Source organism: Paenibacillus sp. FSL R7-0312, assembly GCF_038004445.1.
Taxonomy (GTDB): Bacteria; Bacillota; Bacilli; order Paenibacillales; family Paenibacillaceae; genus Paenibacillus_AQ.
On record NZ_JBBORE010000001.1, the window covers coordinates 5,340,994 to 5,360,145 of the forward strand.

Below are 19,152 nucleotides of genomic sequence, written 5' to 3' on the forward strand. Positions count from 1 at the left end.
TTCCTTAACCAGGAAACTTTGAGGGCGCTGTTTATTTGTCTTATAAATCCTTGCGCTGAAAATGCAGAATTCCTATTGCAAATACAATTACGGTATAACACACAGCATATACGATGAATGACACTGACGGGTACGCGCTGATATTAATGATGCTAAGTCCGCCGTTACTTAGGGAAACCAGACCGCTGATATCCTTCAGACTGAACAGCTCGGCGGTCATTCTGCGCTGCAAGGCATCTGCCGGCATCAGCATCGACATGATCCCGGTCAGATTATGCAGCACATTCAGCGCGTCGTTCTCCAGCCGCAGCGAACCGCTTAGCTTATCAAGCATTCCTCCCAGAAACCCTGCCCCATAGAGCATCGTCATGAACACACCGTTACCCAGCGCCGAGAAAATCCCTGAGCCCAGCATGGATACGGAGATTAACAATGGAACCACAGAAGCAAACAGCAAAAATGACTTCACTAGTGCTGCCGGATCTCTGGGAACGCTCGCATGGACATTTGTGATCAGTAGGATAGCCAGAAATAGAATGAAGGCATAAACTACACCCAGTGTTACGAAACCGAGCCAGCGTCCGGCATACCATTTCCAGCGCGGCAGCGGCCGGGGCAGCAATGCCTGCATGACTCCCTGTTCCGCTTCCCCGGCAATTACCGAGAACGAGCTGAAGATCGCCAGAAAGGCGATTACAAAGGCGCCGAAGAAGTATCCCAGACTAAGAATAAAGGCGCCGTTCGTAAATCGTGTGAACAACTCACTCCCGTTATGTATAGACCCTGCCCCAGGCTCATTCTTTCCAACCGTATCGGCCACAAACCAGAAGGCGATCAGAAAGACAAACGTGAGCAGCAGAGTTAGCAGCATCACCTTTTTACGCAGCATTTCCTTCCATGTCATTTCAAGTATGGTATTCATTCGCTCTCTCCCCTATGGCTAAGTCCGGATACAGCATCCATGAACCACTCTTCCAGCCGTTCTTGTTTGCGGGTTACTTCATATAGAGTCATCCCCTGCTCCACAATCAGCCCGTTCAGCCAGCCCGCCTGCTCCTCGTTGTCCAGCTCTGCTTCCAGCCATACGACACTGCTGCCTAATTCCGGCTCTTGTCCGATTCCCTGCCTGGTTTTTCCGGCTCCAGCGGCCGTCTGCCGGATGGTAAGCCCTGTATGTTCCTTCAGCCAGGACAGCAAAAAAGGCGTATACCCGCCCACTTTGAAATGCCAGCTGGTCCGCTGGCTCAGGATCTCTGATACTTTGCCGTGCCGCAGGACCGTCCCGTTATTAAGCATGGCCATCCGGTCGCACAGCACTTCAACATCCTCAAGCAAATGGGAGTTGAGAAATATCGTGATCCCTCTCTCCTTGAGCCGCTCCAGAATCATCCGTACTTCCATTCTCCCGATTGGATCAAGCGCAGAGGAGGGCTCATCGAGAAAAATAATTTCCGGCTCGTTGACCAGCGCACAAGCCAGTCCCAGCCGCTGTTGCATTCCCTTGGAATAATGCTTGACCCGGTCCTTCCCCCGCTGACCAATGCCTACTTCCTGCAGAAGCTGTGGGATCCTTATGTCCGCCACACTTTTCCGGGTCCGGCTTAGCTTAGCATGCAGTCTGACTACCTCTTCTCCGGTCAGCCACTCCTGATAGCGGTATAGCTCAGGCAAGTACCCAATCTTGGCTTTGGCTTCAAGAGAACCGAGCGGATGACCCAGGATGGAAGCTTTCCCGCCCGTTGGCGAGATGAGTCCCACCAGCATTTTGACGAAGGTGCTCTTGCCGGCACCGTTGGGGCCGAGGAAGCCGAAGGCTTCCCCTTTCCCCACAGTGATGGTAACATCCCGGCAACCGCGTCCATTAGGATACTCTTTGGTCAGGGCGTTAGCATCAATTGCAGGTGCGCTACTCATTCTGTAATCAACTCCTGTACCTTCTGAATGAACTTATCCCTATCCGGATAGACATCTCCGCCTGTAAGCTGGAGCATCTGACCATCCTGGACCCAGACTGCGGAATAGCTATAGCCTTCGCTGAACTTCATTTCGGTAAGAATAACAGGGGTGTCAGCCACTGTAATCTGTTCATCATTGCTGCCCTTTATCAGCGGCATCGGAATATCACCAGACAGAATCCGGCTCTTCTGCAGGTCGCTTCTCAGATAATCGGGAATTAGCGGAAAGTTAACTACGGCATCCAACGCTTCATCCATATCTATAGAAGGATCAACGGTAATTACAGGTGTATTCATCTGTGACAGAGTAGCCCAATGCTCCTGATCTGTAGACAGGTCATAATTCACAATTTCGGGCAAATGCAGTGTAATCGGTTTTCCGTCCACAGACTCCGGCAGCAGATCGTTCGAGCCTACACGCTTCAATGCCTGATTCACTTCATCCACGTTCAGCGTAAGGGTAATATCACGGGACGCGCTTACCTCTACAGTCTTCATATTAGTAATATCTTGGCCCTTCAGGTGTTCATATCCCAGCACCCCTTGTATTTCCCCAACCGGGAGCTTGCCCTCGACAGATCCGTTAGCGAATGTGAAGGTGCCGAAGGAATTCATAGTTTGGTTGAAATTGCCTTCACCGCTCACCTGATAGAACATATCCCGAAGATCGCTCTCTTCGACTACGGCTACATCCTGCATCCGGAATTGGTTCAGGATAGCCGCCATGGCGGTATTGCCTACTGGAGTAGCCAGGATAGCGGCGAAGATGGCAACCCCTGCAGCTGCAGCAGCCCATTTACGGCTGCGGCTTAGTCCCGGTCTGCGTGATTTACGGACGGAATTCTGCGAAAGCCCTGAATCTGTATTCTCCCTTGCTCTTATTGAAGATATAGAATGGATTCCGCTTGCCGCAGAATCCGTTTTAACGGTTTCCTCTGTTGTAGCCGCTAGGACTGCCTCCCGCTTGCCCCAATCTGCCCATACCGGATTCACCGGTTCTTGCCCGAGCTTCTCCTGCAGTTTAGCCCAAGCCTCGTCTGTTCCCGCAGGCTGGGAATTCCCATGTGCTCTATTATTCATTGCTTCATTCCTCCCGGATGATCTTATTCTTGCGGAAGCGACTTCACCGCATGCTGTTTCAATTTGGCGGTAGCCCGGCTTAACAGCGTGCCTACCACCGGCGGGTTCACACCGAGCTCTCCGGCGATCTCCGCATAGCTGTAACCCGAGTACTTAAGCAGCAGAGCCTGCCGGTCCCGCTCAGGTAGCCCGTCCAGCCAGTTCCTCACATCTTCCTGGTCCAGCTTGCCCAGCACTATTTCTTCCCCCGTAGGGGCTGAGGCATCTGTGTCGTACATTAACTCCTGCTTATTAATCAGTCTGCGCTCCCGTACTTGCTTGTTCAGGTAATCGTAACCGATCCGTGTAAGCACTCTATGCAGCCAGGCTCCCAGAGCTTCGGGATCATCCGGCGGATTTCTGTACAGTCTCAGAAAGACCTCCTGCGCCAAATCATCGGCTGCACTCTCATCCCTTACAAGCGCAGCCAGCTTTCGGCGCACGATTGGATAATGTGTATAAAAAATCGATTTAAAGTTGTCTGATTCCGGAATGTCCATCAGGTAATCCTCCTTATCCGCTGCAGCTATAAGTAAGACGAAGGCTGAGGCAGATTTGTATCATTCCCATTCCAAATGGTCCATCTAATTCTTACCATAAGAGCTGACGGTACGCAAAATAACCCACAAATTGGGGTATACGGATCTTATTTCTCAGCTATCCACAATCAGTTTGTGCGTAAAAAAAGCAGACATCCAAGATGTCCGCTTCGGATTAAACTATTGTGCTGCAGAGTTACATCAGCTTTTTAATATCATCCTTAATCTGCTCGGACTGCGGTCCGAATACAATCTGTACGGCCCCTTGCCCCAGTCTCATTACACCGGAAGCGCCAAGCTGCTTAAGGGCGGAATCCTTAACCGCCTTTTCATCGTTAACGTTAAGACGCAGACGGGTGATGCAGGCATCGATGCTGCGGATGTTCGCAGGGCCACCGATGTTCTCCAGAATCTTAGCAGCACGGGAAGAAGCCGACACGGTTGTTGTGCCTTTGCCCAAGTCAATCATCTCATCATCTGTATCATCTTCACGGCCAGGTGTTTTGAGATTGAACTTCGCGATAACAAAGCGGAACAATACATAATAGAGTACGAAGAAAGCCAGCCCTACAGGAATTAGAACCCATGCATTGGTTGAGAGCTTCAAGTTGGTCAGGTAGTCAATGAGACCTGCGGAGAAACTGAAACCTAGCCGTACATCTAGAATGTACATCACTGCCATGGACACACCTGTCAGAATCGCATGAACTAGATACAGAAGCGGTGCCACAAACATAAATGAGAATTCCAGTGGTTCGGTAATACCTGTAAGTATAGAGGCAATAGCAGAACCAATGAATATTGATGCTACCATCTTTTTCTTTTCCGGTTTTGCGGTATGGATGAAGGCAAGCGCCGCACCAGGCAAAGCAAACATCATAATCGGGAAGAACCCTGTGGTGAACATCCCTGCACTTTTATCTCCGGCCAGGAAGCGCCAAACATCACCATGGATTACCTCACCGGCTGCGTTCGTATAATCACCAAGCTGGAACCAAGCAATAGTGTTAATGACATGATGAAGGCCAATCGGAACAAGCAGACGGTTTGCGGTTCCGAATACAAATGCGCCAATTGCGCCAAGGCCTACTACCCAGTTCCCGAAATCACTGATGACATCCTGTACCGGGCTCCAGATCATACCGATGAAGACCGCCAGTACCATAGTCGAAGCAGCTGTAACAATTGGAACAAAACGTTTACCGGCGAAGAAGCCCAGCCAATCCGGCATTTTGATATTATGATATTTCTTATACAGGAACGCTGCCCAGGCTCCGGCGAATATACCACCAAGCACACCCATATCCAGCACTACATCATCACCAATGAAACCAAAGGTTGCCGGTACGATTAACAATACTTTGGTAAGAACCATATAAGCAATTAGTGCGGATAAAGCAGCTACGGCATCCCCGGCGAATCCAATGGCGACACCAATTGCAAAAATTAAGGCCAGGTTGCCGAATACCGCACCAGCACCTGCGTTTAAGAATGGAGCAACGTATTGGTTCAAGAATCCACCTATTGTGCTACCCAGATGCAAATCCTTTTCATAATCGAGAAGTCCAAGCCCTTGCAGAATCGCTGCTGCCGGCAATGTTGCGACTGGAAGCATCAGAGACTTCCCTAACTTCTGTAAAAAAGCTAACATAATGAAATCATCTCCCGGTTTCATATTAGTACGTATATGTTTTTATAGCTTTGAAGCCACTGTAAGAATACTGCTCTGTCCCGCAGATATTGCGCCGTAATGGCATTTGACTTCCGGGGTATACTCCTCGCTGCTGGTCACAATGACCGGTGTAATGGTTCGGTACCCCGCTGTCCGTATCGCCTCGAGATCGAACTCAATCAGCGTCTGGCCTGCTTTTACTTCATCACCATTTACAATATGGCTAGTGAATCCGCTTCCTTTTAAGCTGACGGTGTCAATTCCTATATGCATCAGCAGCTGCAGACCGGAGGAATGCTCCAGGATAAGTGCGTGATTGGTTTTGACCACATGAGCGATTTTGCCGTCAAAGGGGGCGATTAATTTCCCTTCGGAAGGTTCTATAGCAATCCCCTTGCCCATATGTCCGCCAGCAAAGGTCTCATCCGGCACTTCGGATAACGGCACGGCTTGCCCGCTGACCGGCGCAGATATCTCAATGCTGGTCTCAGCATGTTTCTCTTCTTTTTTAGATTTCCATCTGGAAAACATAAATTCCACTCCCTGCCTCTGCTATTTGTTTTTCTCTAAGGTCTGGAATAAGCGGTGCAGATGCATGGCCAGAAAGCATATCTCTTCTTCCGGTACGTCTACACCAAGCTTGCCTTGCATGATCTTTCCCATTTTATGAGCGAGCTTATATTCATCCTTGTATTCTTTCTTGATGTGCTTCACGAATGGATTATCTATGAGCGAACCCTGCAGAATCCGTTCAATAGAGAATCTCAAATGAACCATCAGCCGGACATGATTCATACTACCCTGTTCAAAAATAATATTGCGTTCGTTGCGGATCATATCCATCAGATCACTGACGATGTTAGAGGCCTTGACTAGCTGACCAACCGGCACATTGCTGACCGCAGAATATACGTGATAGGTGAGGAATCCGACTTCATCTTCAGGGATCCGCACCTCAAATTCCGCGCTGATCTTCTCCGATGCCTTGTAAGCGATCTCAAATTCCCTGGGAAAGGTCATCCGGGTTTCCTCAAGGAACGGATTGACAATGTCCATCCCGCTCCGCAAGCGGAAAATGGTGAACTGGATATGGCTGGGGAGCGCCAAATAGATCTTGTCGTTTAACTTGCCGGGAAACTCACGGGCGATATCCGAAATAATCTCATCCGTAATCCTCATGACCTTAGGATCTATATCTTCCAGCAGAATCTGATACTGGCTCCATTCTTCCCGGTCCTCCAGCCGAAACAGCTTCTCAATCCGGGGATCATCCGCATCAATCACACCTGCGTCTTTAAGCGCAAAACCGATGCCCTTGCCGATAATCACATATTCCTTGCTTTTCTTGCCTCCTTGGACCATCACGACATTATTTCCAATCACCCGCAAAACCTGAAATTGTTCATTTTCCCTCGCCAAGTTCTCCCTCCTTTCCGTCCATTGCCTGATTTTTCGCACAAAAAAGAGCCAAGACTGACTCAAATGAATGAGATCAGATCTTGGCTCATGCCCTATAAAGGTAACACGCCACTTGCATATAAATGATCATTTATGATCTCATAATAAATCATACCTTGTATTCCGTCAATGGGTTTTTCGAAAAGTCAAGTTTTGCCCCTGCCAGTCTGCCTGTATCGTTGTAGTCTGCACCATTATTCAGTATTTATGCATAATAATCCCTTAATTCCGCATGAAAAAAGAGTCAGACAAAACTCTCTAGAGGAGTTCTTGCCTGACTCTTCAGTTGTAGACTTATTAAGCCCGTTCCTGTATCCACCGGCACATCCGGCTGACTACATCTTTCATTACTACAGGTTTGCTTATGAAATCTGATGCTCCTGCGGTCAGACACCGTTCACGGTCTTCCTTCATAGTCTTGGCTGAAATCGCAATGATCGGAAGCTCTGTGAGTAATAGTTCTTCCCGGATAATAGACAAGGTATCGTAGCCATCGAGATTCGGCATCATGATGTCGAGCAATACAATATCCACATCAGGCTGTTCTCTGACAATCTGCAGACACTCGTAACCTGTCTGGGCAGTGAGGATATTCATTTCATAAGGCTCCAGGCCCTTCTGCAGTGCAAAAATATTACGCGTATCATCATCTACAATCAGAACAGTTCTGCCCTGAAGCTTCTGGAACTCCTTATCAAACAGTAAATCTTTGCTGTTGGCCACCGTCCCGCGCAGGGCAGCCTCTGCCTGTTCAGAAGCTGCTGCAGCCTGAGTCTGCCCCGGAAGGCTATCTGGCTCTTCCCCGCTGTCCAGCTCACGGCATGGAAGATAGAGCGTGAACGTGCTGCCTGCACCCTCTTCACTCTCCAGGCTGATATGTCCGCCCAGCAGCTTGGCTAACTGAAGCGAAATGGACAGCCCTAATCCGGTTCCTCCGAATCTGCGGGCAGTCGTCCCATCAGCTTGACGGAAGGCCTCAAAGATCAGTTCGCGGTTCTCCGCCGAAATGCCGATACCCGTATCTTTTACCGCAAAGGACAGTAAGGTATCATTCATGGCGTAATTCATATTCGAGTAGGAATCCAGCTTATGGACATCCACAGAAACTGAACCATGCTGTGTGAATTTGAACGCATTGGATAGCAGATTACGCAGGATCTGGTGCATCCTCATTTCATCGGTGAAGAACAGATCGGGAACCTCTGCGCCAATGGTCACCTCAAATTCTAAATGCCTTCCCTCAGCGAGCTTACCGAAATAACCTTGCAGCAGGGACGGCAGCTCTGTAAGATTAACGGCATCCATTTCCACCAGCATTTTGCCGGCTTCCACCTTGGAGAGATCAAGAATATCATTAATCATACTCAGCAGATCACTGCCGGAATCGTAAATTACAGAGGCATAGCCCTGTTCTTCTTCTGTCAATGTGTGATTGCGGTTCTCTGTAAGCAGCTGTGAGAGAATCAGCATGCTATTGAGCGGAGTGCGCAGTTCATGTGACATATTGGCCAGAAATTCCGATTTATAGCGGGAGCTTAGCTCAAGCTGTTCATTGTACCGCTCCAGCTCTATTGCTGCGTTCTCTGCCACAGACTTCTGATCCTCAAGCTCCTTGTTCACGGTCAGCAATTCACTGGTCTGATCCTGCAGCTCCTCAGTCTGTACCTGAAGCTCCTCCGACTGCACCTGCAGCTCTTCGGATTGCACCTGCAGCTCTTCATTCATAACCTGTGATTCATGCAGGAGCTTCTGAATCTCCATTCGGGTCATTACGGAATTGACGGTCACGCCCATCATTTGCAGCAATTCATCCAGCAGCTCGAAATGATATGGCGCCCACCGCGTAAGCGCAGCAACCTCCAGCACTGCTACCGTCTTGTTCTCAAAAACAATCGGAGCGATGACCGCAAACCGCGGAGCAGTCCTGCCCAAACCAGAGGAGATATAAATATAATCCTCCGGTAGATGCTCAATAATGTTAACCCGCTGATCCAATGCGCACTGGCCGATCAAACCCGCTCCAGGCTGAACGAGATCTCCGCTTAAACGGGCTTCTTTGTTCTCGGCTCCAGCATAGGAGTACCTCCGCTCAAAAAGCTCATCCCGGTTAAGCACAAATATAGTCGCGTACTGCATTTCCAGCATCAGCGACAGGCGGTTGATAAAGATCCGGCACAAAGCAGCCATATCCGTCGTTTCCTGCAGTGCAATGGACATCGAAGTAAGCTGTTCGCTGTTCCACTGATCCCGCTGCACAGTGTCCAGCAGGCCATTGGTCGCTTCTCCCAATTCATAGATCTCATCAAACGTCTTCACTTTGATTCGCTCTGACCTATTCCCTCCGCTGGCTATTTCGTTAATGGCCCGGATTACACTGTGCAAAGGATTCACAATGCTGGCTGAGAGCAGATAGGTAATGAGTGAGGCTAATACGGCTACGAGACCCCAAAGAATGTACATCGTAATAAGCAGCTTATGGTTACTGTCTTTGAGATTGTTAATGCGCTCTTTGGTAAGCGTGCGTTCAATATCGCGAAAGTAATCGGATTGCGTACGAATCGCATCGATCACTATTTTACCTGCGTCATTGCGAAAAAAAGCACTTACAGTCTCATTCTGGCCATTCCGCTTCAGATCAACTACATATTGACCGGCCTCATCGATCCATTTCTCAATATTATCTGAAATGTTATTCAGGTTCCCGACTTGCTCCGGGTTATCTGTAATCAGACCGTGTAGCTTCGCGAAATTAATCCGCCATTCTACAAGTCCGTTACTATATGGCTCCAGGTAAGACTCGTCCCCGGTAAGGGCGTACCCCCTTTGCCCGGTCTCCATATCCAGAACATTTTTTTCAATTTGATATGTAAGTTCATGAACCTCGATATCATGGTCACTCAGGAACACGGTTTCTTTCTCCAGGCTGGTAATCCTGTTGGAGACGATAACCAGAAACAGCCCCAGCATTAATAAAATGATGACATATCCAAGTGCGATTTTGCCACGGATCTTCAAGCTCCACGCATGCTTCTCCGGCAATGGTCCAACCCCCATTTTGCGTTATAATATACTTTATTTCCTATAATTGTAAAGTCTGGTGCAAGGGGTAACAGGTAGACCGGTTTCCAGGTGTAAAGTCCTACAAATATCCTTCTGTACGCGGTAATCTGTCCTTGAGCTGCCGTACATTAGCTTCAAGCTTAATAATAATTTCTTCCAAATCCAGCGGGTCGATCCCTTTGATAACCGGAGCAGGCGCTGTTGCTGCCTTGGTCTCGGCCTTCAACTCCTTCATTTCAATCTGCTGCTCCTGCCACTTGTCCATCAGATCGGCAATGGTAGCATAGAACCGCTCATAATCCTTAATTACACTATCCAGAAACGTATCCACTTCCTCGGCATCGTAACCGCGAAGCTTCATGCTGAATTCCTTCTCATGAATAGTAAGTGCATCCAGAGTAATACCTAGCTGGCTGAACAGCTTTCTTTGCTTGTCCAACCGGCGTTTCATATGTTCGTCCATTTAAGTAACCTCCAAAGTTATGCTGCTTTCATCCGGCAGTAATTATTATAACAGGGTGAAAGCAACCTGAAAACATCACTAAAGTTGCATTTAAGCAGAAGTGAGCCTGCTGATTGCACTCTGGGACAATAGGGTAAGGAAAGATTACAACAGTATAACCACTACACACATCCGAAAGGAAGATGACCCGATGAGCCACTTAACAAAATCAGAGTTGACTAAGCTCCAGCAGCTACTTGAGGAGCGCAGAACAGAACTGGAACAGCATTTCTCCAGCAACGGGGCGGAAGACAGCCTGCTGGGCGATTCACTTACACTCTCTACGGGAGAACTCTCTTCTGTCGATAACCACCCTGCCGATACAGGAACCGAAACCTTTGAACGCAGCCGTGACCTGTCCATCAACACTTCACTATCCCAAGAATTAACCGATATCGAAGCTGCCCTTCAGCGGATTAAAGACGGTACTTATGGAATCTGTGAAATCAGCAAGCAGGAAATTCCTTATGAACGTCTTGAAGCCATCCCCCACACCCGTTACGCTGTTGAATATGCCCCGTCCAGCCGGAATTCAGACGTGCGTCCCGTGGAAGAAGAAGTCATGACTCCACCGCCTTCCGGCGCAGGCCAGGGACGGCAGGAGCATAGCGGGAGATTCGATGACGCCGGTGCCTGGGAAGCAGTCGAGGATTACGGCAGTGCGAGCTCACCTGTTACCTCTCCGGGCCAGGATACCGAAGAAGAGGATTCCTGAGCTACGGGCAGAATGGCAGGTCAATAGATTAGCTTCAAAAGTTGTCTGCGACCGCCTTATTCAATATCCCCAGACAGCGGTCCAGATCAGTCTTCACCTGCTTTTTGTACAGCTTGGCCTTCTCCTCCCCGTCGGCAGTGAAATGATATAGGACAATCTCCTGAAAATCGACTTTGGGATCACTGCCCTTTAGCTGCTTCGTGCGGAAAAGTATCCCCTGCTGCACTAATTCATGCAGCGCACGGTAAATTTCACTTTGGGGAGGGGAATACCCATACGCTTTGAAATCTCTCCGCAAATCCTCCAACATCTGATAACCGTATCCTTTGTGCTGTTCCACCATAGTAATCAGATATACTTTTATAAACGCCCGCTGTGCAATCATGAACGCCATAGGTCACCTCCTGGGTGTTTTTTTGATTTGGATTCTTTGATATGGTTTTTGATATGAAGAATACTTTTCATTTTTATAATGGCTTTTTTATGGTTTGTTTTGGCTTCCTTATTACCCTAGTATAAACCCTATTTCCCATCTTTCACAACAAGTTATGCCCAAGTTAAATTCAGGACATCGGGAGGGTTTGAATACTAGCCTCCTTTTTCCGGTTTGAAAATTTGATAGATACATGTTGAGTGTGATTTAAGGTGTATGAGTGTGTAGGCACGTGTTGGTATTTTTTTATATTTCTATTGTGAATTATTCATATAATGAATTTGCAGAATAACAGGAATCAGTGGGGCGAAGTAGCCTTGCTTGCTCAAGCGGACTGATTAGTCGGAATAACCCTCCAATTTCATGGTGTCGAAATATACTATCGGTCGATTCCATTTTGATCCCTCGTTGAGCTGGAGTTTTCTTTGTTTCTTGGCAGCTGTATACCTGTACTGACCGGACTTATCTATATTTATTTATTAATTGGGAGTTTATTTAATGCTATCAACCTATTATGAATTTTTCACATAGTGATATTATACAATTTTTCGGGGTTTGTTCTTTGAACTTCTGTTGTCTCTTATGGTCTTTTGTTGGTCTCCAGTTGGTCTATATTTATTTATTTTATCGATCTATTTAATCTTTCCTATTACTTCATTTGTTTTGTTTGTTTGTGTGTTCTTGGTCGGTTTTTGTTTTTCTATTTTCCCTTGTCTGTTTGTATCTTTTGTTTATTTCTTCATAATGCTTGAGTTACTATTGTGAATTTTTCATGTATTGAAATTTCAATTCTCGCTACATATTTATTGTTGTAAATGCAACATAAATCATGTACTATTTTTTCACCTCCATGTGACAATATTATTACGGGCTGCAGAAGTCACGGTAAAATCACCCGAGCGAACAGTCCTAAATGTTGTACAAATTGCAACTTGTATGTATTGATCCAAGCTGATTCGTAAGGATTTTTAGTTAGTGCCGTTAGTCTCTGAAGTTCAGCTTATACAGGGTAGTTGTAATAACGGGAGCTTGATTGGAATAAGGAGGAGTCATACATGAGTATAACTATAACAAAATGCTCGGCCGGCGATTTGGGCTTGCTTCAAGAAATTAGTGTTGAAACCCTCAGGGGTACCTTTGAGCATCAAAATTCAGCGGAGGTTATGCAAACCTATTTAGAGAAAGCTTTTAACCTGGAGCAATTAAATATCGAGTTATCTAATACCGCTTCTGAATTCTATTTCATCTACTCCAAAGGCGAGCCTGCCGGGTATTTGAAAGTAAACACGAATGAGGCCCAATCTGAAAATATGGGTAACCATTCGCTTGAAATCGAGCGGATCTATATCAGGAGGCCTTTTCACAATCAGGGACTTGGAAAATATCTGATAAATAAAGCCATAGCAATTGCGGTTGAGCGGAACATCGATAAAATTTGGCTGGGCGTGTGGGAACGAAACGGGGGTGCGATTGCTTTTTATACAAAAATGGGGTTTGTCCAGACCGGTACGCATTGTTTCTATATGGGCGACGAGGAACAGACTGATTATATAATGACCAAAATGCTTAACAGCACCGCAGCAGAGGGAACAATAATCACTTCAGAAAAGCATTCATAGACCCTACGGACTCTTAGACGATACCTGCTCGATATCCCTCCTAAAGCAAAGACTGCCCCAGGCCGAATGCTCCTGTGAGGCAGTCCTTGTTATCCTTTATATCATTTTGAAATGAATCTGCTGATTTACATTTTGTCGCGGTTATAGAGGTCCGGATCTCTGTCGGCGTTCATCGCACCTCTATTACCCAGCGTGTTGCCGACCCTTGTATCCTCCGGAATAATATCGGGATTCGTAGGTCCACGGTCTGCCAGTGTGCTGTTTACGGTATCGTCTGCATAGAGGCTGTCGTAACGGCTTGCATTGAGGGAACGGTTCCCCCGGAAAATATTATGGATATCCCTGCCGCGGCCGTTGTCATCAACGAGGACGAGGATTTTGCCGCTGTCCACGTATCCTTCGTAATCACGGGCTTCATCCTCCGGAATGCCGAGTCCGATTAATCCGCCCACCAGTCCGCCTGCACCTGCGCCAATTGCAGCGCCTGTCAAAGTGGCTACAATGGGACCTGCTGCGAGGATCGGTCCTATCCCCGGGATAGCGAGTGCGCCGATTCCTGCTAGTAATCCGGTGATTCCGCCGACTACGCCCCCGGTTGCCGCTCCTGTTGCTACGCCTTCCGGCGCCATCGTTCCTGTATCCTTGGAAATGCTTTTTAAATCATCACGATCCCGTGTAATTACTGAAATATCGTCGTTAGTGAACCCTTGACTCTGTAAACTTTCAATTGCTCTGGTCGCTTCTTGTTCTGTGTCGAATACACCTACGATTTTATCTGTCACTTGAAGCCCTCCTTCGAAATTGTCGTTCGCTATTGTATTACCCATTCACAGGTGTGCCAAACAGCGATTCCAATTCTTTGCGGGCTAATTTGCGTTAATATGCAAAAATGTTTATTTGGACGGGCGGGTGCGGTTGGTTGGAATAGCCTGCAGCGGGTCATCCGGCCAGTAGTGCTTAGGATAGCGGCCTTTCAAATCTTTTTTGACCTCAAAATATGTGCCCTGCCAAAAGCTGGCCAGGTCTGAGGTCACCTGCATCGGCCTTCTGGCCGGAGACAACAGATGCAGCAGTACCGGAATCTTCCCTCCGCCAATCCTCGGCGTATCGGTCTGCCCGAACATTTCCTGCAGCCTCACGGCCAATACTGGAGATCCCGGATTGCTGTAATCCAGTGGAATACGCGACCCGCTAGGCACGGTAATATGTGTGGGCGCCTCTTTGTTCAACGTCTGCCTGCTGTTCCAGTCCAGCATACTCTCCAAAGCCTGGGTCAGATTCACACGCTGCAGATCGCGCAGATTACGCATTCCGTGGATATACGGGGCCAGCCATTCGTCCAGGGTACCGCACAGCGCAGCATCGGACATATCCGGAAAGTGCGCCCGCAGGGCATGCAGGAAGCCCATCCGCTGGCGCAGCTGGATGGTTCCCTTTTCCCACGGCAGCCGTTCCAGCCCTTCTGCGGCAATCACTTTCAGCAGTACGCGTTCCGTCTCCTCTGGGGTTGCGCGTTCATGCGTCGTCTCCTTCAGGATGAGCGCGCCCAGCCGGGTTACTCTGCGCGCCTTCACGCTTCCGCTCTCGCTGTCCCAGTAGACTTCGCGCTCTTCAAGAAGGCTGTCCGCATGATGCTTCAGCAGATCCTGCTCGGAGAGCTCTGCGGCAAGCATGATCCGGCTCTGCCCGGCACGATCATCCACGCCGGGCGCCACAATATAGGGCGAGCGCGCCAGCGGCTGGCCCTCACGCATCGCCGCCCCCCGACCTCCGGAGAGCAGAAACGCGCCATCGCCGCGTTTTTGCCCGATGCGGTCGGGATAGGCGAACGACAACAGCAGCCCGCTGAGGCTGATGTTGTCAGGCGGTCCGCCCGGCGCTGCCTGCAGCTGCGCCAGGAAGTTCCGGCTCTCGCGCTGCACCGCGCGAAGGGCCGCCGGGTCCGCTCCGCCGCCGGCAGCGGAGCGCCCGGACCCGAGCAGCGCCTCCACGCGCAGCGTGAGGTCGCTGCTTAGTGCCGCGGGACCCTTGAAGAGGTCCCGCTCCTGCAGCAGCGCCGCGAGCAGTGCCGCGAGCGGCGCTGCTGCAAGGTCTGCCGCGCGCAGCAGCATGTGCGCGATGCGCGGGTGCGCGCCTAGCGCGGCCATGCTGCGGCCGTGCGGCGTGATGGCGCCGCCGGCGTCTAGCGCGCCGAGCTGGCGCAGCAGCGCCGTGGCCTGCGCGTAAGGCGCGGCAGGCGGCGCGTCGAGCCAGGCGAGCGCTCCGGGCCCCGGCACGCCCCACAGCGCCAGCTCCAGGGCGAGCTGCGCCAGGTCGGTCTCCATAATCTCCGGCACGTTATCGTCCGGAAGGCGGTCATGCTCTTCCCGGCTCCACAGCCTGTAGCATACGCCCGGCGCCGTGCGGCCGGCCCGGCCGCGCCGCTGATCCGCCGAGGCCTTCGAGACCGGCACTGTGGTCAGCCGCGGCATGCCGGTGCGCGGAGAGAACACCTGGGTCCGTCTTAGTCCCGTGTCAATCACCGTGCGCACACCTTGAATCGTCAGACTGGTCTCGGCGATGGATGTCGCCAGGACGACCTTGCGTTCTCCCGGTACAGCCGCTGCGACCGCTTCATCCTGCATCTGCTGCGGCAGCTGGCCATATAGCGGACGCAGCACAGTTCCCTCCGGAAGACCACAGGAGGCCAGTTCCTGCTCCGTCCGCCGGATCTCCCGTTCGCCCGGCAGGAAGACCAGTACATCCCCCGGCTGCTCGGCAAGTGCCCGGCGCACGGCAGCCGCTGCCGCTATCTCTGGATAGATCTTTTCGGGGCCCGGTACATACACCGTTTCAACCGGATAAGTCCGTCCCGGACAATGGACTACCGGCGCCCCGCCAAGCAGAGCCGATACCCGCTCACCATCCAGTGTCGCCGACATCACCAGAATGCGCAGATCCTCCCGCAGTACACTCTGTGCTTCGAGCGTCAGCGCCAGCCCCAGATCAGCATGCAGGCTCCGCTCATGATATTCATCGAAGATCACGAGTCCGACATCACCGAGCGAAGGATCGCTTTGCAGCATTCTAGTTAACACGCCTTCTGTAACTACAACGATACGCGTATTCCTGCCGACCCTGGTATCCATCCGCATCCGGTATCCGACCGTCTGGCCGACCGTTTCACCGAGACAGGAAGCCATATAAGCCGCCGCCGAACGGGCTGCTAGACGTCTGGGCTCCAGCATGAGAATGGTTTTACCGGCGAGCCAAGGCTCGTCCAAAAAAGCCGGAGGGGTCCCTGTTGTCTTACCCGCTCCCGGCTCGGCGATCAGTATTGCCGCAGTAGTATCTCTAAGTATTCTTTTCAGGTCAGGGAGCACCTGCATAATTGGAAGCTGCTTCATTTCATCTCTCCATCATCCGCTACAAATTAGGTGTAATTTGAATTAACATACTTTAATCAGGTATATCCATTTCATTATCATGGGCGAAACCGGCCTGGATATCAAGGAGTTCAGCTCAAATTAAGATTATACAACTATAACGAGCCATTTCTGCCTGGGAGCCGGTTTAATTGCACTCTCTACACTTATTAAATTCTCATGCCGTAAAAGAATAATTCTCCTATTTTTAGTTGTACAGAATGCAGTTATCCCGGATCATCCGTTTCATCCCCGTCTTTTAACTGCAGGATATACAATTATCCGCTAACGCTCTGTATTATTGTCTGCACTATAAGAGCTCACGGTACAACCCGCTGTTGTACAGACTACTTATATTTTCGCTCCAGCTATATACACAGAGAAGCAGCCCCCAGTTCTTCGAACTGGAGGCTGCTCCTACATATTCCTTACTCGTCCATTCCTTCAAGCCGCTGCCGGATCTTATCTCCGTAATCCATATAAGCCGCACTGCCGTCCAGTCCGCGCTCCTGCAGCAGTGCCTGCAGACGCAGGCGCTTCAGGGACAGCTTAGATTCCAGCTCCTTGCGTTCACCGCTATCGCTGTTCCCGCTGCGATGGCAGGCAGCCAGCAATTCTTCCAGGGTTACACACTCCGCACGCAGCGAGACTTCTTCGGGCAGCAGCCCTGCATTCTTCATGATCTTGAAGGACATCCGCAGATCCTCAGGCACTCCCGAGAGATCCTCCAGTTCCAGCGGCTTGCCATGCCCAGGCAGATTAGTGAACTCTCCGCTGCGCATGGCCTCCTGAATTCTCTGTTCTGCAAGCCAAGATAATATAGCCATTCACACCGCTCCATTCGCCAGCGCCTGCTGTTTGCCCTTATTTTAGCACAGGCGCTGATGAAATTCATTCCCGGTTTACTTTCTGCTTATGATAACCCCGCTCCCCGTATGGAGATAGCTGCTCCAGCCATTTGTTCTCCAGCTCCGGCAGCATTTTGCGGTATTTCTTCAATTCCTGTACATCTGCCACGAAATCTTCTTCTGGCTTAATCTGCTCCAATACCTCAAAACGGAACCCGGCCTCACCATATTTATTCCAATCGGCCTGCAGCTCCTTGTTGTCATGGTTGTTGATATCCAGCATGAACTTATGCTTGTTCCAGACCCCATCGAGATTCAGGCTGCTTCCTACATACGCTTTGTCGTTGCCGGTATTTACAATTCTGTATACCCCCATCGGCCGGTGCGAGTGCGCATAATTATATCCCAGCTCTTTGCGTCTTAATTTGTCCATTCTCTTGTCTCTCCTTCATATCTGCGCTAGTCTGTGTTCTCCCTTAAACTGCGCTATAATTTCACCCAGTAGCTGCTTCCGTCATCTTCGCGGTCCAGCAGTCCGTAATCGATCAGGTAGCGCCGCAGCGTCACATAATCAGGATAAGCCGATTCCAGCACGGCGTTAATTTCTTTCTCGCTGTACTCGCGTCCCGTCTCAAAACGCTGGATCAAATGCCGCAGAATTGCCGCTTTGCGTTTCTGTTTCTTCGGGAACTCTGATAAGGGGCCGTCCAGGCCCTGTTTGAAATACGCACCCAAGATCTCGGTATTCTCCTGTTCAGTAATGGCGAACCGTTCATCAACCATCACAGCCGTACGCGGAATACTGACAAAAGGGGATGAAGCCCCCGGCTTCTCTTCGGCCAGCTCCATTACAGCCAGGAAAAGCCTGGCCTGCTTCACCTTCTCCCGAAGGGTGAACCGGTGATTGCGGACTGTAGACGTGCTGCCGATTCCCAGCTCTTTGGCGGCCTCAGCGTCACTTAGACTTTGACGGAAGGCCTGCAGCAGACCCTTCTGCAGCTCCGTTAATCCGGTCAGCTTCTTATCCAGCGTAAGCAGCCAAGCGAACATTCCACCGTGCATGGTATCTACATGCTGAGCTGCGAACCTCTCAGCTTCATAGAAGCTGTCCCCATCCTTATAAATAATCCCCTTCTCGAATGGCTCTCCGCAGACCAGACAATGGAACACAGCCAGGTGCCCGTCACCTTCACAGGTATAGCCCTGCTTCAATTCTGCAATGGAGGCATTCCAGAATTTCTCTGAAATCCGCATCGCTTCATTTCCTTCCGACAACTGGATCACCACATTCTTTGTTTGTTTTTATATAGACATAATATCATTTCGTTTGTTATTTTACAACTATCTAATTAGATTGTTTGTTTAAAAAATAAAAACACCGCCAATTAAGGCAGTGTCTCAGTTCCCCGCTGTGGTTATTTGATTAATCGTTCTATAATGAAGCCGTGGCTTGTTTCAGCAAGGAGGACAGCAGCTCATAATCAACAGTCTTGCCCTCCGGCAGCTTGGTTGTCAGACGGTCCCCGCTTCCCGCTTCGAATTGGCCTTCAGGCACCTCCAGCGCTGCTGCATTGAATATGGAGAAGCTCACCCAGCCTTTGGCGGTGGAGATTACAGCTGCATATTTTCCGTTTTTGAGAAAATGCGGTTTGCCGTATTGAATCCGTTCCGTCACGTCAGGAACCGTTTCGTGAATCACTTGACGTAACTTAGAGCATATCTCCAATTGCCAGGGTACTTTGATTTGAGCAATGAAATTTGTAACCTCTTCATTCATGGAATCACCTTTTTCTGGAGGATGTGATGCAGGCTCTTACGGTTTGGCTAT

General features: G+C 49.8%; 18 protein-coding genes. 2 read left to right on the forward strand and 16 right to left on the reverse strand.

Features of this window, described 5'->3' with window-relative positions; genetic code table 11:
• Positions 1-40: 40 nt before the first annotated feature.
• The 9 genes from MKX70_RS23275 to MKX70_RS23315 form a co-directional block, all read right to left on the reverse strand.
• Entirely contained in the window at positions 41-922 is an 882-nt protein-coding gene (locus tag MKX70_RS23275; protein WP_340840843.1) for an ABC transporter permease, read from the reverse strand.
• Positions 919-1,914: an ABC transporter ATP-binding protein gene (locus MKX70_RS23280; protein WP_340840844.1), complete on the reverse strand. Its 996-nt coding sequence runs from the start codon at positions 1,912-1,914 to the stop codon at positions 919-921. The genes MKX70_RS23275 and MKX70_RS23280 overlap by 4 nt, the downstream gene beginning before the upstream one ends.
• Positions 1,911-3,035 carry a hypothetical protein gene (locus MKX70_RS23285; protein ID WP_340840845.1) on the reverse strand — a complete coding sequence of 375 codons (1,125 nt, stop codon included), beginning with the start codon at positions 3,033-3,035 and terminating at the stop codon, positions 1,911-1,913. The genes MKX70_RS23280 and MKX70_RS23285 overlap by 4 nt, the downstream gene beginning before the upstream one ends.
• A gap of 23 nt (positions 3,036-3,058) precedes the next feature.
• Positions 3,059-3,574, reverse strand: a complete 516-nt coding sequence (locus MKX70_RS23290) for a sigma-70 family RNA polymerase sigma factor (RefSeq protein WP_042236145.1) — start codon at positions 3,572-3,574, stop codon at positions 3,059-3,061.
• Positions 3,575-3,809: 235 nt separating this feature from the next.
• Positions 3,810-5,264, reverse strand: a complete 1,455-nt coding sequence (locus MKX70_RS23295) for a PTS transporter subunit EIIC (protein ID WP_042236143.1) — start codon at positions 5,262-5,264, stop codon at positions 3,810-3,812.
• A 42-nt stretch (positions 5,265-5,306) separates the two neighbouring features.
• Positions 5,307-5,816, reverse strand: coding sequence for a PTS sugar transporter subunit IIA (locus tag MKX70_RS23300; protein WP_042236141.1), 510 nt, complete (start codon positions 5,814-5,816; stop codon positions 5,307-5,309).
• 21 nt (positions 5,817-5,837) lie between these two features.
• A complete protein-coding gene (locus MKX70_RS23305; RefSeq protein ID WP_081956514.1) occupies positions 5,838-6,704 on the reverse strand; it encodes a PRD domain-containing protein in 867 nt (288 codons plus the stop codon).
• Between the two features lie 336 nt (positions 6,705-7,040).
• Positions 7,041-9,782: a CHASE3 domain-containing protein gene (locus tag MKX70_RS23310; RefSeq protein ID WP_340840846.1), complete on the reverse strand. Its 2,742-nt coding sequence runs from the start codon at positions 9,780-9,782 to the stop codon at positions 7,041-7,043.
• Between the two features lie 100 nt (positions 9,783-9,882).
• Positions 9,883-10,266 carry a DivIVA domain-containing protein gene (locus MKX70_RS23315; protein WP_042136936.1) on the reverse strand — a complete coding sequence of 128 codons (384 nt, stop codon included), beginning with the start codon at positions 10,264-10,266 and terminating at the stop codon, positions 9,883-9,885.
• 190 nt (positions 10,267-10,456) lie between these two features.
• Here MKX70_RS23315 and MKX70_RS23320 point away from each other — a divergent pair, with 190 nt between their 5' ends.
• On the forward strand, positions 10,457-11,020 hold the full coding sequence (locus MKX70_RS23320) for a TraR/DksA C4-type zinc finger protein (RefSeq protein WP_340840847.1): 564 nt from the start codon (positions 10,457-10,459) through the stop codon (positions 11,018-11,020).
• Between the two features lie 34 nt (positions 11,021-11,054).
• Here MKX70_RS23320 and MKX70_RS23325 read toward each other — a convergent pair whose 3' ends face one another.
• The gene (locus MKX70_RS23325; protein ID WP_042236138.1) at positions 11,055-11,414 is read right to left on the reverse strand and encodes a helix-turn-helix transcriptional regulator; all 360 of its coding nucleotides are present in this window, start codon (positions 11,412-11,414) and stop codon (positions 11,055-11,057) included.
• Positions 11,415-12,508: 1,094 nt separating this feature from the next.
• Between MKX70_RS23325 and MKX70_RS23330 the strand changes: the two genes are divergently transcribed.
• The gene (locus MKX70_RS23330) at positions 12,509-13,072 is read left to right on the forward strand and encodes a GNAT family N-acetyltransferase (RefSeq protein WP_340840848.1); all 564 of its coding nucleotides are present in this window, start codon (positions 12,509-12,511) and stop codon (positions 13,070-13,072) included.
• 125 nt (positions 13,073-13,197) lie between these two features.
• Here the strand turns inward: MKX70_RS23330 and MKX70_RS23335 are convergent, their stop codons facing one another.
• The 6 genes from MKX70_RS23335 to MKX70_RS23360 all read right to left on the reverse strand — a co-directional run bounded on the left by MKX70_RS23335 (position 13,198) and on the right by MKX70_RS23360 (position 19,101).
• A complete protein-coding gene (locus MKX70_RS23335) occupies positions 13,198-13,854 on the reverse strand; it encodes a general stress protein (protein ID WP_340786602.1) in 657 nt (218 codons plus the stop codon).
• Positions 13,855-13,965: 111 nt separating this feature from the next.
• On the reverse strand, positions 13,966-16,458 hold the full coding sequence (gene hrpB / locus MKX70_RS23340; protein WP_340840849.1) for an ATP-dependent helicase HrpB: 2,493 nt from the start codon (positions 16,456-16,458) through the stop codon (positions 13,966-13,968).
• 446 nt (positions 16,459-16,904) lie between these two features.
• Complete coding sequence (locus tag MKX70_RS23345) at positions 16,905-17,303, reverse strand: DnaJ family domain-containing protein (RefSeq protein ID WP_340786606.1); 399 nt, start codon at positions 17,301-17,303, stop codon at positions 16,905-16,907.
• A gap of 64 nt (positions 17,304-17,367) precedes the next feature.
• On the reverse strand, positions 17,368-17,757 hold the full coding sequence (locus tag MKX70_RS23350) for a GIY-YIG nuclease family protein (protein WP_042236134.1): 390 nt from the start codon (positions 17,755-17,757) through the stop codon (positions 17,368-17,370).
• A 53-nt stretch (positions 17,758-17,810) separates the two neighbouring features.
• The gene (locus MKX70_RS23355) at positions 17,811-18,578 is read right to left on the reverse strand and encodes a DUF2087 domain-containing protein (protein WP_042236132.1); all 768 of its coding nucleotides are present in this window, start codon (positions 18,576-18,578) and stop codon (positions 17,811-17,813) included.
• Positions 18,579-18,756: 178 nt separating this feature from the next.
• On the reverse strand, positions 18,757-19,101 hold the full coding sequence (locus MKX70_RS23360; RefSeq protein ID WP_340840850.1) for a DUF1801 domain-containing protein: 345 nt from the start codon (positions 19,099-19,101) through the stop codon (positions 18,757-18,759).
• Between the last annotated feature and the right edge of the window lie 51 nt (positions 19,102-19,152).

Bases quoted from the DNA above. Each gene is read 5' to 3' on its own strand.
- MKX70_RS23295 (WP_042236143.1), bottom strand. From the start codon at position 5,264: ATGTTAGCTTTTTTACAGAAGTTAGGGAAGTCTCTGATGCTTCCAGTC.
- MKX70_RS23325 (WP_042236138.1), bottom strand. From the start codon at position 11,414: ATGGCGTTCATGATTGCACAGCGGGCGTTTATAAAAGTATATCTGATT.
- MKX70_RS23355 (WP_042236132.1), bottom strand. From the start codon at position 18,578: ATGCGGATTTCAGAGAAATTCTGGAATGCCTCCATTGCAGAATTGAAG.
- MKX70_RS23275 (WP_340840843.1), bottom strand. From the start codon at position 922: ATGAATACCATACTTGAAATGACATGGAAGGAAATGCTGCGTAAAAAG.
- MKX70_RS23345 (WP_340786606.1), bottom strand. From the start codon at position 17,303: ATGGCTATATTATCTTGGCTTGCAGAACAGAGAATTCAGGAGGCCATG.
- MKX70_RS23315 (WP_042136936.1), bottom strand. From the start codon at position 10,266: ATGGACGAACATATGAAACGCCGGTTGGACAAGCAAAGAAAGCTGTTC.
- hrpB (WP_340840849.1), bottom strand. From the start codon at position 16,458: ATGAAGCAGCTTCCAATTATGCAGGTGCTCCCTGACCTGAAAAGAATA.
- MKX70_RS23320 (WP_340840847.1), top strand. From the start codon at position 10,457: ATGAGCCACTTAACAAAATCAGAGTTGACTAAGCTCCAGCAGCTACTT.
- MKX70_RS23330 (WP_340840848.1), top strand. From the start codon at position 12,509: ATGAGTATAACTATAACAAAATGCTCGGCCGGCGATTTGGGCTTGCTT.
- MKX70_RS23300 (WP_042236141.1), bottom strand. From the start codon at position 5,816: ATGTTTTCCAGATGGAAATCTAAAAAAGAAGAGAAACATGCTGAGACC.
- MKX70_RS23350 (WP_042236134.1), bottom strand. From the start codon at position 17,757: ATGGACAAATTAAGACGCAAAGAGCTGGGATATAATTATGCGCACTCG.
- MKX70_RS23285 (WP_340840845.1), bottom strand. From the start codon at position 3,035: ATGAATAATAGAGCACATGGGAATTCCCAGCCTGCGGGAACAGACGAG.
- MKX70_RS23280 (WP_340840844.1), bottom strand. From the start codon at position 1,914: ATGAGTAGCGCACCTGCAATTGATGCTAACGCCCTGACCAAAGAGTAT.
- MKX70_RS23290 (WP_042236145.1), bottom strand. From the start codon at position 3,574: ATGGACATTCCGGAATCAGACAACTTTAAATCGATTTTTTATACACAT.
- MKX70_RS23360 (WP_340840850.1), bottom strand. From the start codon at position 19,101: ATGAATGAAGAGGTTACAAATTTCATTGCTCAAATCAAAGTACCCTGG.